Genomic DNA, 13,717 nt, shown 5'->3' with positions numbered 1-13,717 from the left:
TCGAGGCTTTAAACTATGAGACCAGTAAAACCTGTAAGACTTAGGGATTTTATAGAGGATACAGACGGGCGTCTTTATGCGGTATCGGTATACGACAACGATCAGAAGGCCGGCTGTGTTTTAAGGTATGTTCCGGATGAAAACGGCGAGAGGATGTCTTCTGATGGCACCAGGTACAAAAAATATGACTTTGAGCAGGCGTTCGGGTATATCAGGAAGTATAAACCTGAATATCTGGATATTGTCCATCGTGTTCCGTATGATGATATAAAAAGGGTTTTGAAACCTGATGAGGAAATTGACAAAGTCACGGCAAGGGATAAGCGTGTGAAAAAGCTTGCCGGAATATTTGGTGTTCCAAAAGGAACTTACGGCTGTACAGGTTCTCTTCTCTGCGGTCTTGAGAATGAGTCTTCTGATATAGACATGGTTGTATACGGGGACTTCTGGTTCACTGCACAGAAAAACCTCAAAATGGCGGTGGAAGAAGGGCGTGTCGGTGCACTTTCGGAAGACCTGTGGAAGAAGGTTTACAATAAGCGTGTCCCGGAGATTGATTATGATACGTTTGTCCTACACGAAATGAGAAAATGGAACAGGGGGGAAATAAACGGTACATATTTTGATCTTTTGTTTACGCGTGGTTATGACAGATTAAATTCAGTCGTTGTCAATAAAGGTAAAGTCTGTGGTAAAAAAACTGTTGAGGGAATGGTCACTGACGCATCTTTTTCATTTGACAGCCCTGCCTTATACTGTATAGACAACCCTGAGGTCTCAAAGGTTCTTTCATTTACTCATACCTACAGTGGTCAGGCGAAGAAAGGGGAAGTTATTGAGGCATGCGGGGTTTTGGAGGATCACGGTTCTGAAAAATGGCTTATTGTCGGGACTACAAGAGAGGCCAAAGGGGAATATATTATCTCAAAGACACTTATTGAAAATAGTTCCTAAAAACTTTTTTGGATATGCCCGGCGGTTAACAGAACCGGATTAATTAAACCTGTTCTTTTTGGATTTCCAAAATTTTGCAGGAGTAACATATATCATGTGGTTTTGCCGGTATGGAATAACGTTTTTTGGTTCCTATAGTAAGTCCGAGAGTTTTTTCGGTTCAGGGACACACTTATCTTTTAAGTAACAGTGCCCGCACGGCATTGTTTTGTTTTTGACGGGAACGTACCCCGATAATATCTTTTTTGCCGTCTTGATTGCATAAAGGGCTTCTCTTCTGTCTCTTGGGGATATTTTACAGGTTTTTGACGTTCCTGAAGGTATGTACTCAAGGATGATTTCGTTAGCGTCCTTTCCGAGTGCCTCTTTTGCACACAGAGAGTAGCATGCAGCACGCACCCTGTCGGCGCTGTATATTCCTATATCGGGAGCAGGGGTAAGCCTTAACAGCGCGATATAAGGTGGTGAATCAAAAAGTCTGTCGATATTGCCATGTATCCCGAATTTATCAGATGATACTCTGACATCCTGCTGCGAAGACCTTGGCCACGGGGAATTTTTGCACTTTTCAATCCATGATGTATAAAGTTCAAATGAATCTTTTGAAAGTTCAGGATTTACGGTTTTTATTTCGTCCCAGATTTCACCGGGGTCCATCTCTTCTCCGAGATGATATGATATCTGTTTTGCGATTGTATAATTTTCGGGCTCTTCTTTTGGTTTTCTTTCCTGTTCAAGCATAAATCTTATAGGACAGATATGGCATGAGACTATGGAGGGGATACTTATGGAGTGCATTGTAAAATACCTGATTATTATAAAAAATCCTTATTTGCTTTAAGATAAATATTATGATATGGAAAAACATGATCTCGCGGTGAATCTCCCCCAGGATCTTGACCCCGTTTATGCCAACAGGATCCAGATAGCCTATAAGGATGATGAATTTACTTTTGTTTTCCTCCATGAAATACCAGGGACGAATCATGCAAGGGCAAAGGCTATTGTTTCTATAAGTCCTAAGCATGCAAAAAATTTTTCAGGAGTTCTTTCAAAGATGATCTCGGATTACGAAGAGAAATTTGGGGAAATAAATACCACTTCCGATTCCAAAAACGGTGTGGATTCAGGTATGACAATCAGGGGCTACTCCTGAGGTTTTTACCTGATTTTTTTACCGTCTGGTTTTTAAGCATGGGAAAAGCAAAAATATGAGTTTTCCTGAGGATTTTATCTGCATGTTTTCAGTATGTTTTATGAGTTTGATGCGGTATTTTCGGGTTTGTGAGAAAATAACGGATGAACCGGCACTGAAATTATTTTATGCGTGCCGGATGAAATAGATCACAGGAAAACCAGAAAGTCCGGGAATAAAATCCACCTGTTTTATAATTTTTCAGGTTCAACATATAGGATAAGTCATTGACTTTGTGCCGTTGTGGCTTAGAGGTATAGCGGCTGATTCGTAATCAGCAGGTCGGGGGTTCAAATCCCTCCAGCGGCTCTCACTGGTTTGGCTCAAAGCCTTTAGTGATTTGATCTTTTTAAATCATCATTGTCGTAAATCGTTGTAGTAGAAAAATAATCTTTGATTTTTTTAATTTACGCTGATGTGCCTGTTTATTTTTATGTAAATCTTTTATTGTACCGGTTTACATTTAATCTAAAGATAAGCCAGATTTGATTGGATTATTTTTGTTCTGCAAATATGAATTCAATTCAGTCCTACAACAGCCTTGTGCATGACGTCTACTGTTTTTCTCAAAGCCCACCCGGCGTCCCTGATATGATAGTTTACTTCTCTTTTTTTCATTGCATATATTGCGTCGCTGTTGTTGAAAGTCTCTGACATGCCGGTTATGTAGAAGTCTTCGATGGCATGCATGTGACTTCTTGCTTCCCTGATTTTTCTTTCTACATCATTTTTGTCAGTCCTTATTATCCTGACTCCTTCTTCCATGCATTTGGTACCTTTAAACAGGGCGTCTGCCATTTTCAGGATATATTCGTCGGGAACAACCCCGAAGGCGTATATCTCCTTTGCAGTTTCGGTGGAGTAATTGAGAATATAGTCCATGTTTCTTGACAGGGAGTATATGTCCTGCCTGTCAAAAGGTGTTGAAAATGCATTAATCAGTTTTTCCTCCATATCATACCGCATACTGTCAACTTCAAGGGCAATTTTTTCAAGATTTGATGGTTTTTCCTGCGGGCTCTTTTTTAGCCATTTTATAAAGCATTCCACGCCGCTAAGGGTTTTTTGCGCCTGAATGTAGAGCATCTCCTCGAAATCATACTCTCTTGGGAATATCGAGTTAAACACACTTTTTCTTTTTTTTAGCCAGTCTTTTGATTTAATTGTCATTTTAATCAGACTCCTGCAACATATGTTAATCCGTAACAGAGCACTGATGATATCAGCATTGTGGCCGGAATAGTCAGAATCATAGCAATAATTATCTCTTTTCCTACTTCCCACTGGACTTTTTTTGGGTTTTCGGCCGCACCCACTCCCAGGACTGATGTGGATATTATGTGGGTTGAAGATACGGGTGCTCCTGCAATCGTTGAAAGACCGATTGCAACACCGGATGATACCTGAGAATCAAACGAGTGAATCGGCTTAATTTTGAATATTTTATTTCCGAGAGTCTTCATAATTCTCCATCCTCCGCTGAGAGTCCCGAGGGCTATAAATACTGCACAAATTATTCTCGCCCACATGGGAACTTCAAGTGTTGCAGAGCTTCCTGCAGCGAATAATACGAGAGCTATAATACCGAGCTGCTTCTGTGAATCGTTGGCTCCGTTGCTGAATGCTATTAATGCAGCTGCGAGCCAGTTGATTTTAATAATCTTCCTGTTAATCGAAACGTTCTGGTTTCTGAGAGCAACCATTGATATTTTGTGAATAATATAACCTAAAAAAAATCCGATTGCAACAGATATCAGAAGAAATACTATAATTTTTACAAGACCTGCAAGTTCATGTCCTGGCATTAAGAGTTCGTTGACTCCCCAGAATACGCTTCCTATGCCTTCTCCTGCAATTGCTGCCCCGATAAGTCCCCCTATTAGCGCGTGGGTTGATGACGAGGGAAGTCCGAATTTCCAGGTGAACAGATTCCAGAATGTTGCGCTTATAATTGCCGAAAGCAGCACTAAAATTACAGTTGGTCCTGAATTGACTGATATAAGTCCTGAAAGTGTAAATGCAACGGCACTTCCCCCAAGTACTGCACCTAAAAGCGACATTCCGGCGACAACCGATATACCCTGTTTTGGTGTCGCTGATCTTGAGGCTATAAAAGTTGCGGCAATAGAGCTTGCATCCTGAAATCCGTTTGTGAATGTAAATGCAAAAGCAAGGATTATTGTAGCAAGGGCAAGATCAAGCATTTCTGGTGTTTCCTCTTATGTATCTTTATATCCTTTTTTATACGATAAACCTGATTAGAAGTTATTTTTAACTATTTATGAAAAATTTCTTTGAAGTATGCTTTTATGCATGAATTGATTTTATCATGGTTTTTGGAAGGTTGCCTCTTGTGAGTTTTATTCTTTTGGTGTAATTGAAGAGTATTATGCTAAGAATGTTAATAAATTTCTTAGAATGTTTATATAATCCGAATCACAAAATTTTTGCAGAAATATGGGTAATACTTATCGTTTTTGCTTTATCAAATCGTGGAAATTTCAGGTTCAAACCCTATATATTTAATAATTAAAAGTGCAAATATGTAAAAGCGACATTCCAAAAGGGGCTCGTGGTCTAGCTGGTTATGACGTCGCCTTTACACGGCGAAGATCTTGAGTTCGAATCTCAACGGGCCCATGTTTCATTCTTGTTTTGTAAAATAAAGACCAATTCATTGGTTGTTTTATTTCTAAGTTCATTTAAAGCGTTATCTGTAAATCTGGAAGCATTTAGGTCGTTATTCTTAATATATTCGTAATTCTCAGGGCTAATCGTAATATACAATTTTTTTCTAATTCGATGTATATCGCGTTTTTTCTTTTTTTCTCTATTTTCCATTTCTCTTTTCTCCTATACGTATGTGTACGTACACATACGGACATTTTGGCTTACTACAATGTCAGTCTGAAGGGGTAAAAATAGCAGGTTCCAAAAAGGTTACCTGTTTTTAAAAGTTGGGACATAGGACAATATCCTATCAAGTACCTTATATATTATGAAATACTATGTTACTAAATACGTTTAAAAGGAGGATTTATAACCATGGCATTAAATGTAGATGAAGACCGTGCAAAAGAGCGTTTTGAAGAAATTGCCCTAAAGCACCATTTAGACCCAGAAATTCTTCAGAGAATAATGCTCGAAAGGAATAAAGGTTATAATAACGCGGAAATAGCAGAGCGCTTAGATTTGAATAAAAATACTGTGGGAAAATATGTTAGTGCTCTAAACACGATGAGTGATGAGGATTTAAAGACGCTTCTTTTGATAATTGCACTCATAGGTGCAGGTGCGTTTCTTCTGGCATTTGCAGCTACTATGATGAAAACGTCTGAGGGGAATTAAGATGAGTCAAATTTGTAGGGGGAATAAAGGTCCTCCGGGAGGTGAAAAAGATTAGAAGTGATTCAAAAAGAACTTCTCGAACAGTTCTTAATGTATGCCCACCGCCAGAAGCATTCAAGCCGGAAGCAGCTCCTGTGTTGATTGCTCTGGGAGTAGGAATTATCTTAGGTTATGCTTTTGCAAGACATAACTAAACTTAATCTATTTTTTGAAGTGATAATATTTACGTAACTCACATCGAAAAGGAGTTAACAAAGGGCGGTATAAGGAAAATTTAGAGGTGATTTAAGGAGTTATGTTATGCATTCAAACCAGAGTCCATTCCCGTTTTAATTGCTTTTGGTGTTGGTATGTTTGTTGGTTATTCTATTTTTTGCCGCTCCCTATACCGCAAAAAAGTATCTCTTAAAGAGGCGTATAAAAGGCGGGTTCCACTGTGGGAGAGTCTTTTAATCGTATTATCCAATAGTGAATTATTAGATTAACTTAATACAGTTCTTTAAGATGATAGAGGCTGAGATAAAACGAAATGTAGAGGCTTATCTTAAGAAGAATCCCTCTATTAAAAAGGCAGTACTAGATAAGATAAAAAAATGCCTTGAAGAATATTTATTCGTGAACGTAACCACATGTAACAAACATGAATTAAAAGGAAATTGCAAGGGTTATTGGCGGTTGCATGTTCCGTATAAGCATGTCGTGATTTACGTTATTGAAGGAACCAGGCCAAATAGATATGCAACAGTTCTAAAGATAATGACTGAAAAAGAGTATCATAATTGGATCAAGTCTTGTTAAAGACCTAATCTTTTTTCAACTACTGATAATTTAGAACCCGGTTCTTTACGTAATCTTTCCAGCTCTTCAACGGCTGCACATTTTTTGACCGGTTTGAGTTCCCGAATTAATGTCTTTGAGATTGCTTCCCGCCCTAGTCTCCGAGACATCAACTCTTCATATGCAGTATCTGATATTTCTATGGTCCGCATTGTACCAGTATCTATTACCCGAAATCAAATATTTTTTACGGTCAATACTAATGTCACACTTTCACCCCGCACAGGCAAGATGCTAAAGATAACTGTTTAAATTTTATATGGGGTTTAGCCTTTGTCCCAAATTACAGAAATTAAAAGTGCTGATGCGTCCCGGTTTACGAACAGAGGCAGGCAGAAATATTTCCTGGTCGGAGGCGGACAGTGTGGAGCTAAACCGGCACGGGATAACAGGAATTTTTAGGATAGATGAATATAAGCAGTTTTATTGAAACGTGAATACAAATCTGGTATAACCCCGGAGTAATTATGGCGTCTTACAGTAGAGATATAATTCTTTTATTTATGGCAGTAATGGCAGGGTATTATACCGGAAATAAATATGGAGTATTTCCTGTATCTCTTATAATTTCGGCTTTAACAATTATTGTAGTGTACTACTGTCTTGATTTTGTTTACAAAAGGGTAACTGGAAAAAAAGCGTAAATTCACTTGTGATTGTCTGAATTATTTTGGAAACTGCACAGGTTCAATTAATAACCACTTAGGTACTGAAAACTTAAATGCCGACTATCAAAATGTGAAATTAAGAATTATTTTGATTTTGGACCTGTAACCAAAACGTCTATTTTTGATGCCACTTTGTTTAATATAACAATATCTGAGTCCAGACTGTCTTTATTGGAGAAAACCGTTATTTTTCCGCCACTTTTTGATTTCACAATTATACTACATCCACCGGTAATGCCCATGCATTCAAGTTCATTTTTAAACCCTGAGATTTTTTTAACTGTTCCCTGCTCTCCTGCTGTCATCTCAGATGCTTTTTTTATCATTTTAATATCATCTTTATGAGTAATTTAGTGAATATTAATGTCTGCGTTTTTATCTTGTCCGGTAATATCCCCCGACAGGAAATGGTTTGTGGATTTTTTTGTGATATTTTGCTTCCGGTAAAATATCATTTGCATGAAAAAATCAGAAGAAATTATCGCCTTAAAATATTTAGTATTATTTTAATTTCTCAGGCTGTCCAGAGAAACAATTGCCCCGTAATTATAGGGTTTTGATAATGACAAAGACCCCTGGACAGAATCGGTGGGAAGGTCTGCAACCGCATTTTTGATATTGTTAGGATAAACGGTTGTTTTGACCGTCTTGTATGGAATCCCGGCGGCAATTACATCATCTTTGCTCCGGGGATTGAAAGAGTACGGGACATCAGCGTAATTGTACGCAAAGATGGTCGAAAAAATCTCCATTCCCTTGCCTGTTGTACCCAAAGAATTTGTACTGTCAAATTTTACCGTGACAACCAGCGTATTGCTTCCTGAATCACTTGCATTGATAGTCGTTTTTGTTGAATATATCCCGTCGTCAACGATAAGAACCGGTTCTGTTACAGTGTAAACGGCCTCTGTAGGGGTGGCGGTAACTGTGGCAGCAGATGCAGCAGGACTTGCAGTGGCCTGTGTATTTGTTTTTACACTGTCGGTCGTACACCCGGAAAAGAATACAAGTGCCATAATTATTAAAAGACAAACCATTGTTAGCGGACCAGATATTTTCATGCATAAAAAAAGGATTTCTAGGATAAAAAAATATCGGCTTTTTGTTACTGCAGGGTCAGGATAATCCCATAGTTGTATGGCTCATCAGGGTTTATAGAATTTCCATCCGGTGATTTTGAGACCTCTATTCTGTCATTATAGACGTTATCAGGGAATAGACGAATGTTTCTTGATTTATACGGCACACCCGAATCAATAATGTCATGAACATTCTTGGGGTCAAAATTTTCCGGGGCACTGTACGGGTTGTACGCAAACGCCGTTACTACTATATTCCATCCGCTGGAATTGCTGTTGCTGTATACACCCGTTTCTGAAGAGTTTAATACATAATATACAAGAACCGCAGAATCTTCTGTTGCCGGAACCGCACTGATATTTACCATAATATCATCCGGAATGCCGTCTCCTCTTACAACAAAAGGCTCGTCATGCACTAAAACTGACGCAGTGGGGGTAACCTGAGTTACGGTGGTGTTTTCGGGTTTATTTAAAATGCTGTCAGTTGAAGAGCATCCTGAAATAAAGACACACGCTACAATTGCAGCCGCAATCAAAAGGACAATTTTTTTGTGCATATTATTTTTCCTCCTTTTAATTGGATTGTCTTGTTTGGTTATATTTTTTAGTCATAAGGACAATCTACTTTATAAGATAGATATGAGTGATAGTGAATACCCGACAGCTAATGTCGCAGGCAGGGATGTACCCTATGACCCCGAGCAGCTCAGAAAGATAAATGAGCACCCGTGCTACAGCGAGCAGGCCTGTCATACCTCCGGAAGAATGCACCTTCCCGTTGCACCAAAGTGCAATATACAGTGCAATTACTGTGTCCGCGACTTCGACTGCGTAAACGAAAGCCGTCCCGGTGTCTGCAGTGAATTATTGAAACCGGAAGAGGCTGTCCGGCTGGTCCAGAAAGCCCTGGAAGAGTACCCATACATAAAAGTGATAGGTATAGCCGGACCCGGTGACCCCCTGGCAAATGAAGAGACATTTGAGACACTCAGGCTTTTGAAAGAGAAGTTTCCAACGCCAATCAAATGCCTGAGCACAAACGGTCTTCTTCTCCCTGAAAAGATAGATGAGCTTGTAAAGTACGATGTCGGAAACCTGACAGTAACTGTAAATGCTGTTGACCCTGCTGTAGGGGAGAAAATCTATTCATTCGTTGAATGGAACGGAAAAAAACTTCAAGGAAGAAAAGCGGCGGAAGTTCTGTTGTCGCAGCAGCTCAGGGGAATTAAGATGGCTGTTGAAAGAAAAATTCTCGTAAAGGTCAACACAGTGTATATTCCCGGTGTCAACGATGATCATATCGTAGATATAGCAAAAAAAGCATCGGAACTGGGTGTATTTACGTTCAACCTGATACCCGTTATTCCGCAGTACAAGTTCAAGGATGTTGTGCCCCCTACTCATGTCGAAAAAAAGGCAATGCAGGACAAGTGCTCGGTTTACATAAAGCAGATGAGGCACTGCCAGAGGTGTAGGTCAGATGCTATCGGGAAACTCGGGCATGACGTTCAGGGATGCCTTTACAGTAAGGAATAACTTATTAAAATCCAAATTTTTATTTTACAATCCGGTTGAGCATGGCAGTATTTTCAGAAAGTTCAAAAGTTTTTGCGGTTCAGATCTTCCATAATATAACAAATAAACCGAGAGCTGTGAGTATAATTCCCATTATAAGTTTCAGTGCCTTCTTTTTGCTGCTGCGGAATTCATCAATCTTTTCGGGTGAAACTCCCAGGTATACGGCACAGGTTATCACAAGAAGGGGCAGGATGAACACTGCGTTGTATAGAATCAGGTAAGGGAATCCACCGTAAAACGTCATTTCTGATGACAGAAGGCTTATTATGGCAAGGTATATTCCTCCTGTACACGGAAGTTCAAACAGCCCCACCAAGATACCGAGCAGGAATGCGGATGTAAGTGTGATTCTCTCTGAGACTCCTGATATTATTCTCCTTCCGGTTTTGGATATGGACAGTGAAAACGGAAGGCTCATGTCTGCTGCTTCGCAAAGGCTTATTATTCCGGCAGTTATTGCAACGAGTCCTGCAAAAATTGAAAAGATCACTGAAAATCCTGCAAATTCAACAAAACCCATTATCCCAAAGCCTGCAAGCGTATAAAAAATAAAAACAGCGCATGTATAGATAGCCCCGGTCAGTAAAATCCCGCGTTTTGACCCTGCTGACATAAGGGAAATAAGGAGGAATACAAGGACTGCAAATGCACAGGGGTTGATACCGTCAGCAAGCCCTGCAAGGGCGACTGCAAAATAATTTATGGTTTTTGATGAATTATTTCCGGTCTGCGTGTTATTTTGTGACTCAGAGCCTTTATCAGTCCACTTCTTTTCATATTCCGCGTTTGGAATAAGGCCTTCTTTAATCGACTTAAAAACATCACCAGAGTTTTCTGATATTGAGGAGACTCCCTCAAGGACAACGGTTTTTCCTGTAAAAAGAATAGGGTATGCAGGGAAAGGGATATTGTATTTGTCACCGAATTCGCGTAAGAGTGTCAGGTTTTCTGACGAATTATAGGTGTCAAAGTAATACACTTCAATTTCAGGATATTTATTTGAAAAATCTTCTATTACCGGAAGAGCCCTGTGACATGCACTGCAGTACCTGTTGTAAAAAACGTAAACAGCATTATCTGAAGTTGTATTTTCCTGTAAAAATGTTTCATTGTATGAAATATCACAACTTAAGCCGGACTCTCCCGCAGGGCCTGCTGAAATCCCCGGTGTTAAAATTAATACGGCTATAATAAGAATTAAAAAAAGTCTGCCTGTGTTCCCTGCACAAAAATGCATTTAAAGTATTAATTGGACGGCCGTTTATTTAAAAATTAATCCGTATCTGTAAATGTAGAGTATCAAAAGATCATTTATTCAAAAAAAAGTCACCGTTTACGGTGTTGCCGTTTTGCTTTAAGTACCCGTTTTGAAAAAAATTGTTTGGTTTAGTTTCCTCCGGCATCATAGATGTTTGTCAGGTATTTTGCGAAGAATACAGTTAGAAGCGGAGTAAGAATAAATCCAAGAATTAATCCGAGGAATGGTACAACACTAAGAATTGCTATCACTACGGCGAATATTACGGCGATGAACCACAGGAGAATAAAGTAGCCTATGTACCCAAGCCATCCTGTACCTTCCTGTACCTGTTTGTTTAGTGCGCTGAAGTTGAAGGCTTCACTGATCCTGTTTGTCTTACCGAGGCGTACAAGGCCCATGAACATAAACAGCGCAAGAATAAGAATAACTATACCTATTATGAATATTCCTGTGACGGTGCCTAAAAGTCCAAGTATCTCATCGAACCTTCCTGCTGTCGCAAAACCTGCAACTGCAGAGAAGAACGAAAAGATACCTAGTATAAGGCCTATAATAATTGCCGGTATCATATACAGAATGCATGTGATGTTAAACTTCCACCCGTCTATGAACAGTTTCCCCCATTCGTTAACTTCAGGTGCTTTTTCGTTTCCTGCATATACTCTTACCAGATAACCGTTCATCAGAGGAACAATCCAGAGAGTTAAGGACTGAATTACTGCGCAGACAATCAGAAGAATCCATTTTGTCCATTCTCCGACAAAACCGTTCTTTGTGTAGGAGAATGCACTGTTTATAATGTCTTTACCCAATATTATCACCATTAATCTTTAGGTTTTTAGAAATGCATCTTCTTTGGATTTAAGCCAATCGCCTTGACAGCCTTTTTGGCTTTAAAAAAGTTAATGTGTTTAAATAAATCTGGGTTTATTTGAAAGCTTTTTTGGAGTGTACAGAGGCCTTACAGGATAGTCACTGCATTCCGATTTAATATGCCCCACAAGTTCTTCAACTGTATATTCCACTTTTTTGGGCACTTTAGGTTTTGATTCCTTTCTTACTGTAACGGTAAGTTTGCCTGATTCAGCTTCGCTGTCCCCGAGAACCGCGACATACGGCACCCAGTCCATTCCTGCTTCCCTGACCTTTTTACCTACACTCTCCTCGCGGTCGTCTATGTCACATCTTATTCCTGAATTATTTAGTTTATTGCAGAATTCCTCTGCAGATTTCAGGTGACGCTCTGCAACAGGAACTATTCTTACCTGCGTGGGTGACAGCCATACCGGAAGCATTGGCACATCCTGCGATGCAGTATTCTCAAGAAGGGCGCATATAACACGTTCTATTGAGCCTGTAGGTGAGCAGTGCATGATTATAGGATAAACAAGTTCGTTTTTGGTATTGTAGTATTTTATATCAAAGCGTTTTGCACTTTCAACGTCTATCTGGACTGTCGGGTTTTCGATAGGCCTTCCCTGGCCGTCGATTGCGGCAAGGTCAACTTTTGCTATCCAGTAATGGACACGGTCCGAAAGAGTCTCAATAAGCATGGGGGTATCCGACATTTTGACAATCTTTTTCACCCATTCTTCGTTCTCTTTGTAGAAGTCTTCTGTGCAGCGGAAAACCCCGGCAAGCGGGTACTCAAGGTCTTTTCCCGTTTTCCACCCGATTAAAAGCTGTTCCTCAAAGCATTTGAGGGTTTGTGCCATATCTCCACACATTGAGTGCATATCCGGCATCGTGAATGCGCGCAGACGTTTAAGGCCGATGCACTCGCCTTTCTGCTCATGTCTGAAGGCGTATGTCGCAAGTTCATACATCTTCATCGGGAGGTTGTTAGGCGATACGTGCATACTGTGCATAACCGAGAACATACCGAAGCATGCTGCAAAGCGGAGCATCATATTGCGGTTTCCGGATTTGAAGCGGTACTGCCTTTCACCAAATTTTGCCGCATGCTCGTTGATTGCAGAGTTCCCGAGGTCATACATAATCGGTGTTTCAACAGGCATTCCACCATAATCCAGAACAAGTTTAAGGACATAGTCGGCAAGGAGGTCACGGATGACTTTTCCGCGGGGCATCCAGCGGTGCTGGCCCACATCCGCCAGGGGTTCGTAGTCCACAAGTTCTTTCGAGCGCATAAGTTCTACGTGGAGAGGCTCTCCGCCGAGTTCAACTCCCATCCCTGTCTCTTTTTTTATCAGTTTTCCAAGAGGGGTATTGTCAGCATAATCATGGAAGTCCTTTATTTCGCCCTTTGGGGTAATAACAAAGAATTTGTGTTCGACCTCTTTTTTCTCAGGTTTGTCTGCGGCATCCTCAGGGGTTATCGTCTTTGACAGCTCTGAGAGCGGATGCCCTTTGCAGGAGAGAGTAAATGCCTTGTACCAACCGAAAGGAGCACGTTTGACGTTAAGACTACTTTCTTCACGGCACGCTTTTTCGACTCCCTTTAAAACTTCTATGGCAACGTCCGGTGAAGACAGGTCGCTGGAAAGGTGTGCATACGGGTATATCATTACGTTTTCTACACCGAGTTTTTTTACCGTGTCCAGAATTTCGTCTTTTGTCTTTGAAATGATATAGGGGATATTTTCTTCATCGATGGACTCTACCGCACAAAATACCGTAAGGGCTTCTTTCATTGAGTCCTTAAGTATTGCCTCCCCCTCCGCGGACGGGGTCTTTTTCTGTGCAGAGTATTCTATATTGTCAGAATGAATTAACAGAAGTCGCATTTTTTGTTTCTCCAGTATCCTTAAAAATTGGTGTCTTTCTGTATTTA

The 13,717-nt window shown here is 40.2% G+C and carries 16 protein-coding genes and 2 tRNA genes; 8 read left to right on the top strand and 10 right to left on the bottom strand.

What is annotated here, in order from left to right; all coding sequences use genetic code 11:
• The first annotated feature begins 15 nt into the window (after positions 1-15).
• Positions 16-954 (top strand): DNA polymerase subunit beta, encoded by a 939-nt coding sequence (locus tag J2128_RS04445; RefSeq protein ID WP_209689897.1) that lies wholly within the window; start codon positions 16-18, stop codon positions 952-954.
• 132 nt (positions 955-1,086) lie between these two features.
• Here the strand turns inward: J2128_RS04445 and J2128_RS04440 are convergent, their stop codons facing one another.
• Positions 1,087-1,752 carry a Dna2/Cas4 domain-containing protein gene (locus J2128_RS04440; protein WP_209689896.1) on the bottom strand — a complete coding sequence of 222 codons (666 nt, stop codon included), beginning with the start codon at positions 1,750-1,752 and terminating at the stop codon, positions 1,087-1,089.
• A 58-nt stretch (positions 1,753-1,810) separates the two neighbouring features.
• Here J2128_RS04440 and J2128_RS04435 point away from each other — a divergent pair, with 58 nt between their 5' ends.
• Together J2128_RS04435 and J2128_RS04430 are read left to right on the top strand one after the other, a co-directional pair.
• Positions 1,811-2,110 (top strand): DUF3467 domain-containing protein, encoded by a 300-nt coding sequence (locus J2128_RS04435; protein WP_209689895.1) that lies wholly within the window; start codon positions 1,811-1,813, stop codon positions 2,108-2,110.
• Positions 2,111-2,386: 276 nt separating this feature from the next.
• Positions 2,387-2,458: transfer RNA gene (locus J2128_RS04430), tRNA-Thr, on the top strand.
• A gap of 210 nt (positions 2,459-2,668) precedes the next feature.
• Here J2128_RS04430 and J2128_RS04425 read toward each other — a convergent pair.
• The gene (locus J2128_RS04425; protein WP_209689894.1) at positions 2,669-3,319 is read right to left on the bottom strand and encodes a DUF47 domain-containing protein; all 651 of its coding nucleotides are present in this window, start codon (positions 3,317-3,319) and stop codon (positions 2,669-2,671) included.
• 5 nt (positions 3,320-3,324) lie between these two features.
• A complete protein-coding gene (locus J2128_RS04420) occupies positions 3,325-4,353 on the bottom strand; it encodes an inorganic phosphate transporter (protein WP_209689893.1) in 1,029 nt (342 codons plus the stop codon).
• Between the two features lie 362 nt (positions 4,354-4,715).
• Here J2128_RS04420 and J2128_RS04415 point away from each other — a divergent pair.
• From J2128_RS04415 to J2128_RS04405, 3 genes are all read left to right on the top strand, one after another.
• Positions 4,716-4,789: transfer RNA gene (locus J2128_RS04415), tRNA-Val, on the top strand.
• A 405-nt stretch (positions 4,790-5,194) separates the two neighbouring features.
• Entirely contained in the window at positions 5,195-5,497 is a 303-nt protein-coding gene (locus J2128_RS04410; protein ID WP_209689892.1) for a hypothetical protein, read from the top strand.
• Between the two features lie 504 nt (positions 5,498-6,001).
• On the top strand, positions 6,002-6,295 hold the full coding sequence (locus tag J2128_RS04405; RefSeq protein ID WP_209689891.1) for a type II toxin-antitoxin system mRNA interferase toxin, RelE/StbE family: 294 nt from the start codon (positions 6,002-6,004) through the stop codon (positions 6,293-6,295).
• On the opposite strand, the gene J2128_RS04400 is transcribed toward J2128_RS04405, so the two are convergent.
• A complete protein-coding gene (locus tag J2128_RS04400; protein WP_209689890.1) occupies positions 6,292-6,486 on the bottom strand; it encodes a hypothetical protein in 195 nt (64 codons plus the stop codon). The genes J2128_RS04405 and J2128_RS04400 overlap by 4 nt on opposite strands.
• A 315-nt stretch (positions 6,487-6,801) precedes the next feature.
• Between J2128_RS04400 and J2128_RS04395 the strand changes: the two genes are divergently transcribed.
• Positions 6,802-6,978, top strand: coding sequence for a hypothetical protein (locus J2128_RS04395; protein WP_209689889.1), 177 nt, complete (start codon positions 6,802-6,804; stop codon positions 6,976-6,978).
• A gap of 107 nt (positions 6,979-7,085) precedes the next feature.
• Here the strand turns inward: J2128_RS04395 and J2128_RS04390 are convergent, their stop codons facing one another.
• From J2128_RS04390 to J2128_RS04380, 3 genes are all read right to left on the bottom strand, one after another.
• Positions 7,086-7,328: a ferrous iron transport protein A gene (locus tag J2128_RS04390; protein ID WP_209689888.1), complete on the bottom strand. Its 243-nt coding sequence runs from the start codon at positions 7,326-7,328 to the stop codon at positions 7,086-7,088.
• Positions 7,329-7,508: 180 nt separating this feature from the next.
• Entirely contained in the window at positions 7,509-8,039 is a 531-nt protein-coding gene (locus J2128_RS04385) for a hypothetical protein (RefSeq protein ID WP_209689887.1), read from the bottom strand.
• Positions 8,040-8,107: 68 nt separating this feature from the next.
• Positions 8,108-8,641 (bottom strand): hypothetical protein, encoded by a 534-nt coding sequence (locus J2128_RS04380; RefSeq protein ID WP_209689886.1) that lies wholly within the window; start codon positions 8,639-8,641, stop codon positions 8,108-8,110.
• Between the two features lie 82 nt (positions 8,642-8,723).
• On the opposite strand from J2128_RS04380, the gene nifB reads away from it, so the two are divergent.
• Positions 8,724-9,620: a nitrogenase cofactor biosynthesis protein NifB gene (gene nifB / locus J2128_RS04375; protein ID WP_209689885.1), complete on the top strand. Its 897-nt coding sequence runs from the start codon at positions 8,724-8,726 to the stop codon at positions 9,618-9,620.
• Between the two features lie 79 nt (positions 9,621-9,699).
• Here nifB and J2128_RS04370 read toward each other — a convergent pair whose 3' ends face one another.
• The 3 genes from J2128_RS04370 to J2128_RS04360 all read right to left on the bottom strand — a co-directional run bounded on the left by J2128_RS04370 (position 9,700) and on the right by J2128_RS04360 (position 13,670).
• On the bottom strand, positions 9,700-10,899 hold the full coding sequence (locus tag J2128_RS04370; protein ID WP_209689884.1) for a hypothetical protein: 1,200 nt from the start codon (positions 10,897-10,899) through the stop codon (positions 9,700-9,702).
• Positions 10,900-11,048: 149 nt separating this feature from the next.
• Positions 11,049-11,735 carry a DUF4013 domain-containing protein gene (locus tag J2128_RS04365; protein ID WP_245323307.1) on the bottom strand — a complete coding sequence of 229 codons (687 nt, stop codon included), beginning with the start codon at positions 11,733-11,735 and terminating at the stop codon, positions 11,049-11,051.
• Positions 11,736-11,834: 99 nt separating this feature from the next.
• Positions 11,835-13,670, bottom strand: coding sequence for a threonine--tRNA ligase (locus tag J2128_RS04360; protein ID WP_209689882.1), 1,836 nt, complete (start codon positions 13,668-13,670; stop codon positions 11,835-11,837).
• Positions 13,671-13,717: the final 47 nt, after the last annotated feature.

Origin of the sequence: Methanomicrobium sp. W14 (assembly GCF_017875315.1) — an archaeon.
Classification (GTDB): domain Archaea; phylum Halobacteriota; class Methanomicrobia; order Methanomicrobiales; family Methanomicrobiaceae; genus Methanomicrobium.
This window is presented reverse-complemented; position numbering and strand designations above follow the sequence as displayed.